The following is a 16,858-nucleotide window of genomic DNA, read 5'->3' as shown; positions in this document are numbered from 1 at the left end:
TCATGCTGTGACATCCAACGTTTCAAGACTGAGGACACCTTCCATAACGACCAATGAAGCAAGGACTTCCTCGTACTTTTTCACTTTCTTCAGCTTGACCTGAATATGAAGGAGCAAGCAACTGCCGCCCTCGCTGCCGGGCCGATCCTCGCTGTCTACGGTCAGCTTGTTAATTTGCAGCCCGCTCTGATGGAGATACGACAGTACTCCGCCCAAACCTGACGATTTCTTCTCCATCTTAATCTGCACTTCCCGCACTTTTTTCGTACGGGAGAACCGCTTCTCCGCTTTGTTAAGACCGAACAAGCTGATCACCACCAGAACGGTAGATATGATTGCGCAATAGTAAAATCCCGCACCGGCCGACAGGCCGATCGCTGCAGATACCCACAAAGATGCCGCCGTCGTAAGCCCCGATACGGTTAACCCGGTTCGCATAATCGTCCCTGCTCCGAGGAAACCGATTCCGCTGACCACTTGCGCAGCGAGGCGGGAGGGGTCCAAACGTACATTAGGCTCCGATGCGAATTCCGAGAATCCATAGGCCGATAGCAGGACAATAACCGCCGAACCCATCGTCACAAGAATGTGTGTCCTGAAGCCTGCGGAATGCCCGCCTAACTCTCTCTCCAGTCCGATTAGCCCGCCCAAAGCGAGCGCCAGCAAAATTCTCAGCGTCATTTCCCATGCGCTGATATGCCACACTTGCGGATCGAATACAAGTCCCATATCGATCACCCTTCGATCAACGGCATCCTCTTCGTTAGATATTCCAGACTGCTTGCCAAGCTGTCCATCGGGCTACCAGGGCAATAATCCTGCTCAACTGCGTACCATTCCACACCGTTCGCTTCGCCCCAACGTACAATCGGTGCGAAATCAATGATGCCGCTGCCGATCTCCGCGAAATATTTCCGACCATCGCTTGTCATATCCTTCAAGTGAAGGATCGGCATCCGATTAGCATATTTCTGAATGTATGTCAGCGGGTCCAAGTCCGCCTTCTTGACCCAATACGTATCGATCTCCGCATAGATCGGGCGCTGCGGATCGAGCTCAAGCACGTAATCGAGCGCATAACGCCCGTCGAGTTCGGTATGGAATTCAAAATCATGATTATGATAGCCGACCCGATAACCGAGCGATGTGACTTTCTCCGAGACTGCGAGCAGATCGCTCCGCACGCTCCGGTAACCTTCTTCATTCTGAAGACTATCCGGCAAAGAGTGGCAGATGATGTCCTTCGTATCGAACAGCCGGCCTTCTTCCAGAACGGCTTCCAGATCGTGCTTCATCCGCTCCAGTCCGACGTGCATTCCAGCAGCGCGTAGCCCGATCTCCCGCATAACGACCGAAATTTCCTTCGGATCGTTCCCGTGCAGTCCGTCGATCTGCACGGCCGACCAACCCATCTTCTTAACCTCTTTCAACGTTCCGACAAAATCTTTCTTGAGTTCGTTTCGGAGCGTGAACAGTTGTGCAGCCAGTTTCTCTCTCATTCCGCGATCTCCCCTCTTTCCAGGTTAAGCCACTCCAACTGCTCGCGAGTCAGTTCGATGTTCATCGCCTTGAGCGAGTCGTCCAGTTCAGATGCACTCCGAGGGCCGATAATGGCGGCAGTCGGGAACGGACGGTTCAGCACGAACGAAAGCGCAATCTGTGTCGGCGACACGCCTTTCTCTTCAGCCAACTTGACCGTGCGCCGGTATCGCTCCCAGTTGTCATCGCTATAGTAGACTCTGACCATCTCGGCATTAGAACGATCCTCCGGGGAAAACAGACCGGAGAAAAATCCGCCCGCTTGAGCCGACCAGGACAACAGCGGCATTTGATTGCGTTTGTGCCAGTCCGAGGTCGCTTCGTCCGCCGATACGCACCCTTCCCAGCGCGGTTCTTTCGCCAGCGCGAGGCTCAAGTTGACACTGTCGAACATAAAGCCTTTTAGCCCGTTGTTTGCCGCATATTCATTCGCTTCCTGAATTCGGCTGTAAGTCCAGTTGGACGCTCCGATCGCTCGCACGGTTCCCGCTTCAAGATGGCGATTCAATTCCTCGATAATCGGACCGACCGCTACGGCAGGATCGTCGCGATGAAGCGCATACAAATCGATTCGATCTGTGCCAAATCGTTCCAAGCTTTCCGACAAGTCTTTAGCGATCGCTTCAGGAGTGACTCTCGCACCCGGGCTGCCGTCGTCGTGGTGGGCTCCCTTCGTCAAAATAACGACGCGATCGCGGTTTCCTGTTTCCCGCAGCCATTGTCCGATAATTTTTTCAGCTTCACGATACTGATGCGCCGTATCGATCGTTGTTCCGCCGGCAGCAATAAACTGATCCAACATCTCTGTTCCGTTCCATTTCTTGATGTCGCCCGTTCCAATCATGAGACGGGATAATTGAACCCCGTTCACATCGATGAACTTCATGCGGATCCCTCCAATGCCTGATATGGTATCGATTCCATATCCATATTTTTATCGATACCCGATCAATCTGGTATCGATTTCAGAATAAACGCTTTCATAACTACAATCCGTATTATAGTCCATCGGATTCGCAGATGACAAGAACATTTTCCCGTCTTCCGCGAATCCGATGATCGTTAACTAGCTATTTGCGATTCTCTCGTTAATCTCTTGACGTTTCGACAGCAACCAATCCGCATCCCGCGGATAGTTGCGGAACGTAAGCGGCGTCTCCAAGCCGGCGTCAAGCAGTTCCACAACTTGTTCGCGCCCGATCCGCGATTCCAGCAGTTCGCATGCCCGGAGATCTTGAAGCGCCTCGCGGAACACTTCCCACCGAATGGAGTCCAGCGGTCCTTCCTCGCCTGGATAGACGACAAACGCGTCGCCAGAAGCGAAAGCTCCGCCGGCGTCCGTCACCCGATAAGGATCGAGCGCCGACACCGAATGTTGCGTATTCCAGAAGTTGTACCCCCAATGGAGGAAACCTTGAATGCGGAATTTATAAAGCTGATAACCGATAATCCGGTTGCGAGCCGACGGCATATTGAAAAACCGGTTGGACACTTCGACCGACTGTCCGCAGCAGTAATACGTCCACAATGGCGAAACGCCGTTTTCCAGGAACTTGTCAATATGATCGTTCGCTGGAATCGGCACCGGCACCAGGCCTTGCTCATAGAAATTGTAATCCGACAACGCTTCGAAAAACGGGAAATCCCCGAGATGTTTCTTCAGAATGGCACTTGCGCTGCGATAAGCATCAAGCTGTTCAAGGCTCGGTTCGTCGGACACGTGGAAATAGCTGCGCGCTTCGAGTCCATGCTCTCGAATAAACGCTACAAGCTCAGGAAGGAACTGCCCCAGGAACTTCTCGTAAGCTTCCCCGGTTGCGTCCGTTTCCCAGCCGAAAATCCGCTTCTCTCCGCCTTCGGATACTTTCGCGACGATTTTCGGTGCGTGCTTGGCTCCCCATTGCGTGAAAAGATGCGAAAACTCGAAATATTGGATGCCGATGCGATTGCACATTTCCACCCATCTGCCCAATTTATCGAAGCCGAAAGTATAATTTCCGTCTCCCGCAGTTTCAACGTCTACGAGCTGAACCGTCAATCTTTCTCCGCCAATTGCCGTGTCGAGCGGCGGCGTGAAGATCGGAGTCAGCAGCATATTCATTCCGTGGCGAACCGCGGCAGAAGCGTAACGTTCGATCAGTTCCCAATGGCGTTCGCTGAAAACTTCAACTCCGTAGTAAGAAGCCAGACAGTCGTAATGCGTCCATTCCGTATGAATCAGGCGTTGTTCCGGCAGCTCGGCGGGCAGGACGTCCAATACGAATTGTTCGCCGCCCAATTTGGTCCCTTCCCCGTCCTCGAACCATACGTCAATCGAAAACGGACGAACGTCTTTGACTGAGCCGTGACCGGATGCCGCTTCCCACTCCGCACGAGTCGGCAGCTCCACCGTTACCCACACCGCTCTCCATTGTCCCGGATAGCCCCGAAGTCCCTCTTGCCCCAGTGGTTGAAGCAAATCCGGGTACAGCCCCGGCGTTTGGCGCAGCACCTTGTTATCCGAGTGGGCGTAGGTTGGCAGTTCGGAAGGCGATAGTCCAACCGCTCTTACGGACATCCACGGCTCCAATTCGGAAGATGCGAAAACGCGCAGCGGATGCAACGATTGTTCGGTGCGATACGCCACTTGAAATGCGTACGTCTCCGACCATAGAGCCGTTCCTTTGCTCCAGGACGGCGCGGACAAAGGCTCGTCAGCAAATACTTTTACAAGCGAACTGATGCAACGGGTTTGGAATTGCGGTTGGTCGTTGGTCATTGGGATCTCGGCTCCTTCGCTAATCGCTTCATGATGGCTTAATCTTAACAAGCGGGCGCAGCGCCGACAATCTGAACATATTTCACCTTTATATAACGATATTGACCTCAGTGAAGAGAAATCAACAGGATTAACCCCTGTTATTACAGCCAATGAAGTATAATAGATAATAAAATGTTATCCAGGTGATGAGAATGCTGCAACCAGGCGCTTTCGCTTTTCGATTGCCGGAAAACTTACCGTTTCTGACGCTTGATTCCCTCGGCTGGACAGCCGATGCAACAGCCGGTTACGGCAATGACGGACGGAAGCGGAGAGATCAAGGCCACGCGATATTCCAATACACGTTAAACGGGACAGGCCGCATCGACATCGGCTCTCAGACGTACGACGTTCCCGCAGGCTGCGGGTTTCTTGTCAAAGTCCCGAGCGATCATCGCTATTATTATCCGCTGGACGGCCAGAAGCCCTGGTCGTTCATCTGGCTTAACGCCCGCGGCGAAGACGCGCTTCGAATGTGGGACCGAATGATCGAACGCCAAGGACCGATCGTCCGGCTTGCCGCCGGTTCGCTTCCGCTCACCTTGTTTTGGGAGCTTTACCGGGCGGTGTCCGTCGATCGCCGAACCGACGCGGCGGAGCTTTCCGTCATGCTGTACAAGTGGACGCTGTCGCTGTTGAAACCTGACGCGAACGATACGTCCGAGGACATCGCCTCGGCACATCCGGCGATCCGGCAAGCGAAGACGTACATGCAAGACAACTTCGCCTCGCCGCTCACGCTCGAAGACGTCGCGTCCCACTGCGGACTGTCCCGGTCATATTTGTGCCGACTGTTCCAAAGAATAGAACGTGATTCGCCGCTCGCCTTTTTGCAGCGCAAACGGGTGGAGGCTGCCGTCACGATGCTGCGGCGCACCGATATGAGCATTCGGTCGATCGGCACCCAATGCGGCTTCGATAGCCCCAGCTACTTCGGGAAAATCTTCCGTCAATACTTGCATTTGTCGCCCGGAGAGTTCCGCAAGCGCGCGGCAGAGCATCCGTACGATGTCGTTTATTTGGATTGACACGGCAAAAAACGAAGCCGCCAGAGTCCTCAAGGGACAAATGGGCGGCTTCGCCTTTTCAATATTGAGTATGTTGAGTTCCAAAGTTTACATTTCCTGATTCTCCGATGTATCGGACCCAACAGGCCGAACTTTCCCCGGAAGCCTGCCGGCTTTGCGCAACGCCTCGCGCAGCAAAAATTCGATATGCCCGTTTACGCTGCGAAACTCATCTTCCGCCCATTTCTCGACCGCACGGTGCAGTTCGGCGTCCAGCCGCAGCGGGAACGCCTTCTTCTCCCTGGCCATGTCGGCACCTTACCCGTACATCGTACCCGTGTTAATCACAGGCGTAGCCGCCCGGTCGGATACGATCGTAACCATAAGATTGTTGATCATTGCCGCGCGACGTTCCCCATCCAGTTCAATCCCGTTGTCCTTCAGCTGCTGAAGCGCCGATTCCACCATCGTAACCGCGCCCTCCACAATCTTCTGCCTAGCCGCGATTATCGCGATTGCCTGCTGGCGCTGCAGCATTGCGCTGGCGATTTCAGGCGCATATGCCAAATGGGTGAGCCGCGTTTCCAGCACTTCTACGCCTGCCAGCGAGAGGCGGGATTGCAGTTCGTTCGTTAACTCGTGCGACACTTCGTCGGCATTGCCCCTGAGCGACGGCTTCTGCTCGTCCGAGAACGTATCGTAGGCGTAATTCGCGGCGATGTGACGAATGGCCGTCTCGCTTTGCACCTCGACAAACTTGCTGTAGTTGTCGACGTCGAACACCGCTTTCGCCGTATCGACGACCTTAAATACGACAACGCAGCCGATTTCGATCGGATTGCCTTCCGCATCATTAACTTTCAGCGTCTGGCTGTTGAAGTTGCGTACTTTAAGCGATACTTTGCTTTTGCCGGTAAACGGCAACACAAGCCACAGTCCGCTGTCGGTAATCGTTCCTTTGTATTTGCCGAAAAACGTAATGATTTTCGCCTCGTTAGGCTGTACGATCGTGAGCGAAGTCAACAAAATAACAAAAACCACAATCAACGCGATGCCCGACGCAATCATTACGCCGTTCGGCTCCAACCTGTTGCCTCCATTCACCAGTAACGCAATACCTCCGGCAATGGAAGCCAAAGCAAGCAGCAGCGCCAAAAATCCGTTCACATGCCACGCTTTCGTTGTTGTCATCTCCGACACCTCTGAATAAAGTTATATTTTATTGATATTTATATGATATCACTTTTGGTTTTGAATTTCCATACAATATAAAAAAGCCGCGATTCTTCGGAGAAATTATTTCTTGCACATTTTCGAATGTTGCTCTTCCGAAATTCGCAAAAGAAACGGATAATAGAGTTATTGCGAATTAGACGAACAGGAGACGATGTGGATGAAAACAATCGGTTTTGTCGGACTCGGCACGATGGGCGAGCCCATGGCCGCCAACTTGCTGCGCAAAGGTTACTCGGTAACCGTCTACAACCGCAGCGCTGGCAAGGCGAACGCCTTGGTCGAACTCGGAGCGGATATCGCCGATTCGCCTTGCGACATCGCCAAACGCGTCGATGTCGTCATCACGATGGTGAGCAATGACGACGCGATCGAAGAAGTGTACTTCGGTGCAGACGGAATTCTGAAGGAATTGAAACCCGGGACAACAATCATCGATAGCAGCACGATCTCACCGACGCTTGCCAGAAAATTGGCGGCGGAAATCGGCGATCGGTTCTGCGACTTCATCGATGCGCCGGTTACCGGCAGCAAACCTGCGGCAATCGAAGGCACGCTTCTGTTCATGGCCGGAGGCGACAAAGCAACGGTAGACGCCCACACCGATATTTTGCTGACAATGGGTCGCGACATCGTCTACGTAGGGCCAAATGGCAGCGGTGCGACGGCCAAGCTTGCCCACAATACGATTGTCGGCATCAACGCCGCCGGTTTAATAGAAGGGATGGCGATCGCAGCCAAAAGCGGCATCGATGCGTCCGCATTTCTGCACATTGTCCAGTCCGGGGGCGCTGCCAGCAAGCAAGCAGACTTGAAAGGCGAAAAAATTGTCAACCGTGATTTCAGCGTCCAATTCGCCTTGAGCCTTATGTTAAAAGATTTACGTTTGTCGTCTGTGCTGACGGATGCCATGCACATGTCGACCCCGATGCTCGAATCCGCGAAAGGTTTGTTCCAGCTTGGACAAGCCGCGGGCTACGGCGATGATGATCTAGCCGCGCTCGCTCACATTTACGAGAACTGGATCGGCCGCAAAATCGGCGATCCGCCTGCTCCGCCGGTAGAGGCCGGACAGAAAACCGACGAACGCCGGAAGAAAACCCGCTTGCCACTCGATATCCCTCTTCATATGTCCATCTATCAGTGGGAAGGCGACGGCGGCTTTAGCGGCCATACGATCGAGGGCAGGCTCCGCGACCTGTCGGAAGACGGTCTACAGATCGAGTCCGGCACACCGCTCGAGAAAGATATGTTTATCGTCATCCACTTCGGACCGGAATCCGAGCTGCCTCCGATCACCGCACGGCTTATTCGGATTGAACGCAAGAGCGGCAAGTTCGTCTACGGTTGCTTGCTGAGCGCATTGCCGCTGTATCAGCGGCTGCAACTGCAAGAGTATATCGCTAGCCAATCTCAATAAAAGCAGCTTTACACAAGCGCGTACAAGGAAAAGGCAGGCTCTCTTCAATCGAGGGCCTGCCTTTTTGACGATCCAACGAACGATGCGCGTTCGCTTAGCTCAAGTACGAGCAAATATAGTCAGTGACCGTTCTTACCTTCAGCTTAAAGCTGGCGTTCGCCGGCACTTCGAATTTCGTCGGCTCCGTAATGTCTTGCCATTCATCGTTGCCCGGCAGCAAGACGGACAGTTCGCCCGCTTGAATGTCCATGATTTCTTTCACGCCCGTGCCGAATTCATATTCGCCCGGAAGCATGATGCCGAGGGTAACTTTCGTACCGTCCTCAAACACCACAGTGCGGCTCGTCACCTTGCCGTCGAAATACACGTTTGCTTTTTTCACTACAGATACGTTATCGAATTGCGACATCTTGACTCCAGCTCCCTTGTCTGTCTATGTGACAACCGCGATAATTCGCGATCAGTTACACCAACTTCTTGAATTGTGCGACAACGTTGTCCACGGTGAAGCCATATTCCTTAATGACGCGATCGCCTGGAGCGGAAGCGCCGAACGTCGCGATGCCGAGGATTGCTCCCTCGTCTCCGACATAACGCTCCCAGCCGAATGGATGAGCCATCTCGATTGCCAGACGCGCTTTAATCGACTTCGGCAGAACGCTCTCTTTATAAGCTGCGTCTTGCTTCTCGAACAAGTCGAAGCTCGGCATACTGACGACGCGAACATCAACCCCTTGTTCCGCCAGCGCCTTCTGAGAGGCGACGGCAAGCTGAACTTCGGAGCCGGTCGCGATCAGAATGCCTTGAGGTGCGCCATTCGCCGCTTCGGATACAATGTAACCGCCTTTAGCCACTTGCTCGCGTGCATTCGCCGTTCCTTCGAGAATCGGGAGGTTCTGACGCGTCAGCACAAGCGCGACCGGATTTTGTTTGTTTTGCAGCGCGTACGCCCATGCAGCGGACGTCTCGTTGCCGTCGGCCGGGCGGATGACCGTTAAATTCGGAATAATGCGAATCGATGCTAGCTGCTCGATCGGCTCGTGCGTCGGGCCGTCTTCGCCGACCGCGATGCTATCGTGCGTCAGAACGTACACGACCGGAAGGCCCATCAAAGCAGCCAGACGAACGGCTGGACGAAGGTAATCGGTGAAGACGAAGAACGTCCCTCCGAATACTTTCAAGCCGCCGTGTAGCATAATGCCGTTCATCGCCGTCGCCATGCCGAATTCGCGAACGCCGAAGTAAATGTTGCGGCCGTCGTAGCTGCCTGGCTTAAAGACGGATAAACCTTTCAGATGCGTCATCGTGGAGCTTTCCAGGTCTGCGGAGCCGCCTACGAGATAAGGTACGTTTTTCGCGAGTCCGTTCAGCGCATTGCCGGAAGCGACACGAGTGGACAACGGCTTGTCTTCCGTCGTATACGCAGGAAGATCCGCATCCCAGCCGGCAGGGAGTTCGCCCGCAAGAACGCCTTCGAATTGTGCCGCAAGCGCCGGGTGCGCGACCTTGTACTTCGCGAATTGGTCTTGCCATGCAGCGTATGCTTGCTCGCCGGACTTCTTAACCGCCGCGAAATGCTCGCGAACTTCGGCAGGCACGTAGAACTCCTCGTGTGTCCATTCATAGAAGCCCTTCGTCAGCTTCGTTTCGTCCGCGCCAAGCGGAGAGCCGTGCGGGCCAGCGTGACCGCCTTTGCCGCCTTTGTTCGGGGAACCGTAACCGATGACCGTTTTCACTTCGATCAACGTCGGCTTGCTCGCGTCCGCTTGAGCGGATGCGATCGCCTTCGCCAACGCTTCGAGGTCGTTGCCGTCATCTACGCGCAAGTATTGCCAGCCGTAGCCTTCGAACCGCTTGCTGACACTTTCGGAGAAAGACAAGCTCAGCTCGCCGTCAAGCGAAATGTCGTTGGAATCGTACAGGACGATGAGCTTGCCGAGGCCCATATGACCGGCCATCGAAGCCGCCTCATGGGAGATTCCCTCCATCAAGTCGCCGTCTCCGCAGATGGAGTATGTAAAGTGGTTGATAATCTCATGGCCGTCGCGGTTATAGGTCGCGCCCAATTGCGCTTCGGCAAGCGCCATGCCTACCGCCATTGCAATGCCTTGTCCAAGCGGGCCTGTCGTCGCGTCTACGCCAGCCGTATGTCCGTATTCCGGATGTCCCGGTGTCAGCGAGCCCCATTGGCGGAAGTTTTTCAATTCATCAAGCGACAAGTCGTATCCGCTTAGATGGAGCAGCGAATAGAGAAGCATGGAGCCGTGGCCCGCGGAAAGCACGAAACGATCGCGGTCGATCCAGGTCGGGACGGACGGGTTATGCTTCATCGTTTTCGCGAACAATTGATACCCCATCGGAGCAGCCCCCATCGGCATGCCTGGGTGTCCTGACTTCGCTTTCTCGATCGCATCGATCGACAGCGTCCGGATCGTCGTTACGGAAAGTTGTTCGATTGCTTGATTGTTTGCTGTCATCTCAATATCCTCCTCGTTTCTATTCACGTACGTTCAAAGCTTGTTAGCCGAGAATCGTACAGTTATTATGCGCGGCTTCCCAAATCCTGTACATTGTAACACGAGAAAAGGACGATTTCCATTGTCTGCCCGTACAAGTCGGAGGCTCCCCCCTTTCCAGGCGAGAACCTCCGCAATTTAGATTATACGAAAGCGACTGTTTTGTTCTGATAGACGAGCAGACGGTCTTCGACATGCCATTTGACCGCGCGGGCAAGCACGATCCGTTCGATATGGCGACCGATCCGCTTCAGTTCATTCACTTCGTCGCGATGGGTGACGCGCTGAACGTCCTGCTCGATAATCGGACCGCCGTCCAGCTCTTCCGTTACGTAGTGCGCGGTCGCTCCGATCAGCTTAACGCCGCGATTGTAAGCTTGCTGATAAGGCTTGCCGCCGACAAAAGCCGGAAGGAACGAATGATGAATATTAATGATTCGGTTGTGATATTGCTCGATAAACTTCGGCGAGACGATCTGCATGTAACGGGCAAGCACGATCAGATCGACTTTGCCGGCGGTCAGTTCGCGCTGTTGCTTCTCGGCCTCGTCTTTCGTATTCGGTGTAACCGGAACATAATGATAAGGAATGCCGAATGCCTCTACCGTTGCTCTCATATCTTCGTGGTTGCTTATGACCATGCTGATGTCCGCATCGAGATCGCCCGATTGCCACTGCCAGAGCAATTCCAACAGACAGTGGTCTTCCTTCGAGACGAAGATCGCGATTCTTTTGCGGCGTGCCGCGCGGAAAATGCTCCATCTCATCGAGAAGCGGTCGGATATACGGGTAAAATCTTCTTGAAGGGCCGGCAGCCGGCTCTCCAGCTCCTGCAGATCGAATTCTACGCGCATAAAGAACATGCCGCCCGTCGGGTCCATCGTATATTGGTCGGATTGAACGATATTCGCGCCTTGTTCGTACAGGAATTGCGACACCGCGGAGACGATTCCCGCCTTGTCCGGACAGGAGATCAACATGCGGACGCGATTACTTTGGCTTTCATTGGTCTGGCTTGCAGGAGACGGATAACTGTTACTCATCGTTCGTTTTCTTCCTTTCTGTTCTTATCGCGTTGGTTGCTCGAGTTATAAGCTGGACAGCCAGTCCGGTCCTGCCAGAAATCCGAGCAAACGCTTGTTGACCGCTTCTTCGTCGAGATCTCCGGACAATACGCCGTTCTCGAGAATCATATCGTATAGGCGTTCCATCGGCTCACGCGGATCTGCTTTTCTGGCCTTTGCATCGGATTTGAGCAGTTCCCACGTATTCAGCACGTACAATCGGGAGTCTATGCCGACCTTATCGAAGAAATAGTGCAGCCGTTCTACGTCCACGAGAAATTCTCCGCCGAACCGTTCTTCCGAATCTTTGCGCAGCATAGCGATTTCGGCTTCATACATCGGACGTTCCTTGCCGTCGACTTTGCCGATCCACGGCGTCTCCAGTATGAACGGCTTGTCCTTCAAAAGCTCATGGCCGACGACGCCGGCGATGCCGTCGAAGCCGATCCAGCCGGAGCCGATTGGCGCGTGCCTGTCCTTCGCAGCTCCGAGCGGATTTTTGCTGTCGTTGACGTGTACGACGGCGATTCGATCCAAGCCAACGATGCTGTCGAACTTACGTAATACGCCGTCAATGTCGCCGACGATGTCGTATCCGGCATCGTGAATGTGGCAAGTATCCATGCAGACAGTCAGCCTGTCGTTCAATTGCACCTTCTCGATGATCTGTGCCAGTTCCTCGAACGTTCTGCCGATCTCGGAGCCTTTGCCCGCCATCGTCTCCAGCGCAATGTTGACGTCGGTTTCCTTCGTCGCCTCAAGAACTTCGTTCAAGCCTTCCGCGATGCGGGCGATACCGTATTCCGGGTCCTTCTCCGTGTACGCGCCTGGATGAAGCACGATATTCTTGACGCCGATCGCATGCGTACGGCGAATTTCTTCCTGAAGAAAATCAACCGCAAGGCGGTACGTATCTTCTTTGTAAGAGCCGAGATTAATAATGTAGGGTGCATGCACGACGATTTCGCCTATGCCGGCTGCACTCATCGCCGCCTTGCCTTCCGGAATATATAAATCTTCGATCGCTTTTCTGCGGGTATTCTGCGGCGCCCCCGTGTAAATCATGAAAGTGCCGGAGCCATAAGTTGTCGCTTCCTTCGTCGCTGTCAGCAATCCCTTGTCCGAGAAAGATACGTGCGATCCGATTTTCAACATATACGTGTTCCCCCTTCATTCGTTCCGACCCGCGCCCCGCTTGACTTCGGGAGCTATTCGGGCAACCATTTCATTATTGTATCGCGAACGTCGAAATAAATCTAGGAATGCGTTATAATTTCAAGATGAGGTGATAGGAATGAAATCAGCACCAGACTGGTTCATGTATTTTATCGGATTTTGGACCGTTGTTCTCGTTCTGTCCATGTGCGTGGGCGGTTTCTTCATGTTCCGCAAGTTTCTGAAAGTGCTCCCGCAGCGGGACGGCAAGTCCAAGCTTGATTGGCAGAACTACTGGGTCGAACGCAGTCGGGAGCTATGGACCGACGAATCGAAGGACATGCTGCACAAGCTCGTTTCCCCGGTGCCTGCCCCGTTCAGGGAAATTGCGAGCCACTCGATCGCAGCCAAGATCGGACAGCTCGCCGTCGAGAGCGGCGCGCCCGAAGTGACGACCGATCATTGCATCGAAGGTTACATTCGAGCGACGCCTCCGCGCGATCATAACAGCCTGAAAGCGTTCCTGGACAAGAGCGCGATCGATTATTCGGCCTACCGCCACCTGCTCAAATGACGTTGAGCGAACATTCGATTTTTCTCATTTTCGACGAAAACCGAAACCTTTGCCCAAAAATTTCGTTTAACCTCGTAGGAGGTGTACGACTCGATGAAGAAAAACAACAAAACCGCAATCGTATTAAGCTCCGCCGTGCTTGCCCTTGTCCTTATGGGTACGGCATGCGGCAACGACAAAAACTCGAACGCGTCTCTTTCATCTAATCCGCCCGTAACAGCCACGCCTTCCAGCCCGGAATCTAGCGAGGTGAACGCGGCGGGAGAAGCTAGCCCTTCCGCTTCTCCGGAAATGATTGAATCGACCGGCGAATATTCAGGCTTACAAGACGGACATACGATCGAAATCATCACTGACAAAGGCCCAACCGCTTTCCAAGTAAGCCCGGAGATCGCAGATAAGGTCGAACCTTGGGATAGCGGAACCAAAGTCAAATTCGAATATAAGGCCGACGGGAGCAACGAACAGTTGTCGATCGTCTCGATCGACAAGCAATAATTGATCTGACGGGGTGACGTGATTGTGCGGTATTTGATCTCGGGCGGCACGGGATTCATCGGCCGTGCCTTGTCGCAGGCGTTGCTGTCCCGCGGGGACGAAGCATGGATCGTCACGAGAACGCCGCCATCCCAGCCACCTTTTGGCGGCGTTCAGTATGTCACTTGGGAGCAGCTGACCGCCGATCCGATTCGGTTCGGCGGCTTTGACGGCGTGGTGAATCTGGCCGGTGAATCGATCAACCAGAGATGGACTAGCAAAGCGAAAGCGCGAATTGTCTCTTCCCGTACCGCTGCTGCGACCCGCATTGCAGAGTACATGCAGCGGACGGACAATCCGCCGCCGGTCGTCGTGAATGCTTCCGGCATTTCGCTGTACGGTCACTCTGGCGACGAAGTGTTTGACGAGACTTCTCCGCCCAATCCCGCCGACTTTCTAGGCGAGACGGTTGCGATGTGGGAAGAAGCCGCAGACCGTATTCCCGTCGATCGGCTCGTGAAGCTTCGCATCGGCCTCGTCTGCGCCCGGGAGGGCGGAGCGTTCCCGCTTATTCGCCTGCCTTACCGTTTATTCGGGGGTGGAAGAATCGGGGATGGCAAACAAGGTTTGCCCTGGATCCATCTGCAAGACATGGTCGCATTGATTTTGTTCTGTCTAGATCGAACGGATATCTCCGGCCCTGTGAACGCCGTTGCTCCCGCTCCCGTATCTAACGATGAATTCGGAAGAACACTCGGGCGCATCACAGGGCGACCGCACTGGTTTCCGGTGCCGGCGGCACTGCTGAAGATCGCGCTCGGAGAGATGAGCACTCTTGTACTGACCGGGCAGAAAGCGATGCCTCGGAAACTACTGGATCACGGATTTCAATTCGCCTTTCCGAAATTGGAAGAAGCCCTGCGGGATATTACCCGTTAGGGCTTCTTTATTGTTTGGCACTACTTCGAACGATCGAACCGGTATTCAGAACCAGCCAAATTCAGATGATCTCCATCCTGAAGCTTATACCACTCGTAAGGCGTCATTGGTTTATCATTCAGTTTGCTTCCGTTTCTCGAACCAAGATCTTTCGCTTTCCATGTGTTATTCTCCCTAGCGAGTTCAACATGAGCACGAGACACTCCATTCGTCTCGTCGACATGATCCGCCGCATCGGCCGATCGCCCAATGACGACCGATAATCCGCTTAACGGGATACGACGAAGTGGCTGAGACGTTAGCCAGATCAAACAATATGTACTTTCGGTTTTCACATCCGGCGTTCTGCCTCGAAGGAGCTCCGTGCGCAAATCGTCCTTAGGCAGCCATTCCGTTGCGGATGGTTCAGCCAGTTCCCGGTGACGTTCCGATACTGATTCTCGGTTGAAGAGGTTCTGAGGCACGCCTGTCCCTAGATTTCCCCGCTCCCGTTCGTTCCGCATACTTGGGAATCTGGAATCGGATAAAGGAGCATCCATGTTAGAATCTTCATCAGCATATCCTTCATGAGCTGATTCCCTGGAAGGAGCTCTGTTCTCGGCACCAAAGTCCATATGATCGCTTCTGGGCCGCCTGAGAAATCTTTTCATGATGGGTGACTGCGCACCGTTCCAGCAAAAAATGACGATTGCTATCGCCGCTAAAGTCAATCCGGTGCAAACGATAAGGCCCGTGTCCGATTGACCCTTGTAAGCGAATCTCCATACACAGGCGATGATTACGGCAGCAGCGCAAACAATCATCGTCCGCCATCTGCCTGCCTCCATTTCGCCTTCCAATGCTCGGTCGCCGGACGTAGAAATTGCATCGTCTCCCGACATATCATCGCCATCCCCCCACAGCTCGTAAGCGGGTTTCATCGCGTCAGAATCCGGCTGCAACAAGTCCCATGAACGGGACTTCTCCATTGGGTCCAATGCGTTACGCACATTCATTTCTTGTTTGGAATCGCCCTGCTCGCGAGACCAACCTTTTTTCCGTTCGTCTGGAAGAGCCGTTGAAAAAGCCTGAGGTTCTACTCCTCCAGCCAAATAGTTCCTCGCATAGCGACACAACGCGAGCGGCATGAACCCCGGACTCGCAGCAAGCCGAAGCAAAGCTTGCATCGCTCGGCCATCCGGCTCTTCAACCCTCATCATCCATCTAACGATGAGCTTCTCCATATCGTCAGCGCGCAATTCCGTTGGCATATCGAGCGGCACGTAAGTAAACCTCAAATCAGACCAGTATTCTCCGACAAATATAAACTCGTCAAGCAACCGAACTTTTTCCGCGTCCAGCATATGATTTCTGCAACTTTCCAATGTTTCTCCTAAAGCACACAACGCCGTCATCAAATCCTCCATCGTCCAGTGGGAGATTCGAAGCGACTCGGATAACATCCGGCTACCCGCCAATCCGTAACGCAGCGACAGCTTGCCGTCCTGCTCTTCCGTTTCAAGCGGTAATAACCCGGGAATGTCGCATCGCTTTATCATCTGCATTTGCATATCGTTTAGCTCCTCGCGGGCAATTGGAGGATCTCGCTCTACGATCATGAAATGTCCTCTGATCTGTTCGAACCGTGCAGTAAGTTTGCTCATGCGTATAATCCCTCCGCCAGCAAAATGAAAAATCCCGGAGCGACAGCCAGCATAAACGGAAACCGCACCCCCCTGCCTCCTTCCGAGGGATGTTTCCCCCATGGCCACCGCCATCTCGACGCCCATTGCCGAACGAACGGGAGACGCGCAGCTAGCAACAGACAGGCGAAGGCACCTGCAATCCAGATCGACAACACGAGTAGCTTTAACGTTGCGACAGGCCCAGCCCAACTTCCGTAAGCGCCAAACCACTTCACGTCTCCGCCACCAATGCCTCCGAGCCTGTTCATCATGTACAATGGCAGAAAGCCCGCTGCCGCCCCCCAGGCGGAAAGCGCTAAACCGTCAGCGCCGTAATATATCCCTTGATATGCGAACCCGCATGCCGCGAAAGAAATCGTAAGCGCGTTCGGTATTGTCAGCTTGCGCACGTCCGTCCAGCAGGCAGCGGCGAGCAAAGCTGCCGTGCCCGCCAATGACCAATCGGCCAT

General features: G+C 53.9%; 17 protein-coding genes. 5 read left to right on the top strand and 12 right to left on the bottom strand.

From position 1 onward, the window contains the following. The 4 genes from ACFPOF_RS02155 to ACFPOF_RS02140 form a co-directional block, all read right to left on the bottom strand. Entirely contained in the window at positions 1-729 is a 729-nt protein-coding gene (locus tag ACFPOF_RS02155; protein ID WP_378129164.1) for an MgtC/SapB family protein, read from the bottom strand. Between the two features lie 5 nt (positions 730-734). Beyond that, positions 735-1,499, bottom strand: a complete 765-nt coding sequence (locus ACFPOF_RS02150; RefSeq protein ID WP_378129162.1) for a sugar phosphate isomerase/epimerase family protein — start codon at positions 1,497-1,499, stop codon at positions 735-737. Continuing rightward, on the bottom strand, positions 1,496-2,425 hold the full coding sequence (locus tag ACFPOF_RS02145) for an aldo/keto reductase (RefSeq protein WP_378129160.1): 930 nt from the start codon (positions 2,423-2,425) through the stop codon (positions 1,496-1,498). The genes ACFPOF_RS02150 and ACFPOF_RS02145 overlap by 4 nt, the downstream gene beginning before the upstream one ends. 180 nt (positions 2,426-2,605) lie before the next feature. Then, positions 2,606-4,297 carry a glycoside hydrolase domain-containing protein gene (locus ACFPOF_RS02140; protein ID WP_378129158.1) on the bottom strand — a complete coding sequence of 564 codons (1,692 nt, stop codon included), beginning with the start codon at positions 4,295-4,297 and terminating at the stop codon, positions 2,606-2,608. 194 nt (positions 4,298-4,491) lie between these two features. Between ACFPOF_RS02140 and ACFPOF_RS02135 the strand changes: the two genes are divergently transcribed. Beyond that, a complete protein-coding gene (locus tag ACFPOF_RS02135) occupies positions 4,492-5,367 on the top strand; it encodes an AraC family transcriptional regulator (protein ID WP_378129156.1) in 876 nt (291 codons plus the stop codon). A gap of 87 nt (positions 5,368-5,454) precedes the next feature. On the opposite strand, the gene ACFPOF_RS02130 is transcribed toward ACFPOF_RS02135, so the two are convergent. Beyond that, positions 5,455-5,655, bottom strand: a complete 201-nt coding sequence (locus ACFPOF_RS02130; protein WP_378129154.1) for a type II toxin-antitoxin system antitoxin — start codon at positions 5,653-5,655, stop codon at positions 5,455-5,457. A gap of 9 nt (positions 5,656-5,664) precedes the next feature. After that, positions 5,665-6,537, bottom strand: coding sequence for an SPFH domain-containing protein (locus ACFPOF_RS02125; protein ID WP_378129152.1), 873 nt, complete (start codon positions 6,535-6,537; stop codon positions 5,665-5,667). Positions 6,538-6,739: 202 nt separating this feature from the next. Here ACFPOF_RS02125 and ACFPOF_RS02120 point away from each other — a divergent pair, with 202 nt between their 5' ends. After that, a complete protein-coding gene (locus tag ACFPOF_RS02120) occupies positions 6,740-7,999 on the top strand; it encodes an NAD(P)-binding domain-containing protein (RefSeq protein WP_378129150.1) in 1,260 nt (419 codons plus the stop codon). A gap of 94 nt (positions 8,000-8,093) precedes the next feature. Here the strand turns inward: ACFPOF_RS02120 and ppnP are convergent, their stop codons facing one another. The 4 genes from ppnP to ACFPOF_RS02100 form a co-directional block, all read right to left on the bottom strand. After that, positions 8,094-8,408 carry a pyrimidine/purine nucleoside phosphorylase gene (ppnP, locus tag ACFPOF_RS02115; protein WP_378129148.1) on the bottom strand — a complete coding sequence of 105 codons (315 nt, stop codon included), beginning with the start codon at positions 8,406-8,408 and terminating at the stop codon, positions 8,094-8,096. Positions 8,409-8,463: 55 nt separating this feature from the next. Then, complete coding sequence (gene tkt, locus ACFPOF_RS02110; protein WP_378129146.1) at positions 8,464-10,476, bottom strand: transketolase; 2,013 nt, start codon at positions 10,474-10,476, stop codon at positions 8,464-8,466. Between the two features lie 182 nt (positions 10,477-10,658). Further along, positions 10,659-11,558, bottom strand: coding sequence for a formyltetrahydrofolate deformylase (purU, locus tag ACFPOF_RS02105; protein ID WP_378129144.1), 900 nt, complete (start codon positions 11,556-11,558; stop codon positions 10,659-10,661). Between the two features lie 45 nt (positions 11,559-11,603). After that, a complete protein-coding gene (locus ACFPOF_RS02100; RefSeq protein WP_378129142.1) occupies positions 11,604-12,734 on the bottom strand; it encodes a deoxyribonuclease IV in 1,131 nt (376 codons plus the stop codon). Positions 12,735-12,873: 139 nt separating this feature from the next. On the opposite strand from ACFPOF_RS02100, the gene ACFPOF_RS02095 reads away from it, so the two are divergent. The 3 genes from ACFPOF_RS02095 to ACFPOF_RS02085 all read left to right on the top strand — a co-directional run bounded on the left by ACFPOF_RS02095 (position 12,874) and on the right by ACFPOF_RS02085 (position 14,724). Continuing rightward, positions 12,874-13,308 carry a DUF2621 family protein gene (locus ACFPOF_RS02095; RefSeq protein WP_378129140.1) on the top strand — a complete coding sequence of 145 codons (435 nt, stop codon included), beginning with the start codon at positions 12,874-12,876 and terminating at the stop codon, positions 13,306-13,308. Positions 13,309-13,401: 93 nt separating this feature from the next. Beyond that, positions 13,402-13,806: a superantigen-like protein SSL4 gene (locus ACFPOF_RS02090; protein ID WP_378129138.1), complete on the top strand. Its 405-nt coding sequence runs from the start codon at positions 13,402-13,404 to the stop codon at positions 13,804-13,806. Between the two features lie 24 nt (positions 13,807-13,830). Continuing rightward, a complete protein-coding gene (locus ACFPOF_RS02085; RefSeq protein WP_378129136.1) occupies positions 13,831-14,724 on the top strand; it encodes a TIGR01777 family oxidoreductase in 894 nt (297 codons plus the stop codon). A gap of 20 nt (positions 14,725-14,744) precedes the next feature. Here the strand turns inward: ACFPOF_RS02085 and ACFPOF_RS02080 are convergent, their stop codons facing one another. Then, positions 14,745-16,367: a DUF6382 domain-containing protein gene (locus ACFPOF_RS02080; RefSeq protein ID WP_378129134.1), complete on the bottom strand. Its 1,623-nt coding sequence runs from the start codon at positions 16,365-16,367 to the stop codon at positions 14,745-14,747. Next, the gene (locus ACFPOF_RS02075) at positions 16,364-16,858 is read right to left on the bottom strand and encodes an A24 family peptidase (RefSeq protein WP_378129132.1); all 495 of its coding nucleotides are present in this window, start codon (positions 16,856-16,858) and stop codon (positions 16,364-16,366) included. The genes ACFPOF_RS02080 and ACFPOF_RS02075 overlap by 4 nt, the downstream gene beginning before the upstream one ends.

Source organism: Cohnella soli, assembly GCF_042655525.1.
GTDB lineage: Bacteria > Bacillota > Bacilli > Paenibacillales > Paenibacillaceae > Cohnella > Cohnella soli.
This window is presented reverse-complemented; position numbering and strand designations above follow the sequence as displayed.

Bases quoted from the DNA above. Each gene is read 5' to 3' on its own strand.
- ACFPOF_RS02155 (WP_378129164.1), bottom strand. From the start codon at position 729: ATGGGACTTGTATTCGATCCGCAAGTGTGGCATATCAGCGCATGGGAA.
- ACFPOF_RS02150 (WP_378129162.1), bottom strand. From the start codon at position 1,499: ATGAGAGAGAAACTGGCTGCACAACTGTTCACGCTCCGAAACGAACTC.
- ACFPOF_RS02145 (WP_378129160.1), bottom strand. From the start codon at position 2,425: ATGAAGTTCATCGATGTGAACGGGGTTCAATTATCCCGTCTCATGATT.
- ACFPOF_RS02140 (WP_378129158.1), bottom strand. From the start codon at position 4,297: ATGACCAACGACCAACCGCAATTCCAAACCCGTTGCATCAGTTCGCTT.
- ACFPOF_RS02135 (WP_378129156.1), top strand. From the start codon at position 4,492: ATGCTGCAACCAGGCGCTTTCGCTTTTCGATTGCCGGAAAACTTACCG.
- ACFPOF_RS02130 (WP_378129154.1), bottom strand. From the start codon at position 5,655: ATGGCCAGGGAGAAGAAGGCGTTCCCGCTGCGGCTGGACGCCGAACTG.
- ACFPOF_RS02125 (WP_378129152.1), bottom strand. From the start codon at position 6,537: ATGACAACAACGAAAGCGTGGCATGTGAACGGATTTTTGGCGCTGCTG.
- ACFPOF_RS02120 (WP_378129150.1), top strand. From the start codon at position 6,740: ATGAAAACAATCGGTTTTGTCGGACTCGGCACGATGGGCGAGCCCATG.
- ppnP (WP_378129148.1), bottom strand. From the start codon at position 8,408: ATGTCGCAATTCGATAACGTATCTGTAGTGAAAAAAGCAAACGTGTAT.
- tkt (WP_378129146.1), bottom strand. From the start codon at position 10,476: ATGACAGCAAACAATCAAGCAATCGAACAACTTTCCGTAACGACGATC.
- purU (WP_378129144.1), bottom strand. From the start codon at position 11,558: ATGAGTAACAGTTATCCGTCTCCTGCAAGCCAGACCAATGAAAGCCAA.
- ACFPOF_RS02100 (WP_378129142.1), bottom strand. From the start codon at position 12,734: ATGTTGAAAATCGGATCGCACGTATCTTTCTCGGACAAGGGATTGCTG.
- ACFPOF_RS02095 (WP_378129140.1), top strand. From the start codon at position 12,874: ATGAAATCAGCACCAGACTGGTTCATGTATTTTATCGGATTTTGGACC.
- ACFPOF_RS02090 (WP_378129138.1), top strand. From the start codon at position 13,402: ATGAAGAAAAACAACAAAACCGCAATCGTATTAAGCTCCGCCGTGCTT.
- ACFPOF_RS02080 (WP_378129134.1), bottom strand. From the start codon at position 16,367: ATGAGCAAACTTACTGCACGGTTCGAACAGATCAGAGGACATTTCATG.
- ACFPOF_RS02075 (WP_378129132.1), bottom strand. From the start codon at position 16,858: ATGGCCGATTGGTCATTGGCGGGCACGGCAGCTTTGCTCGCCGCTGCC.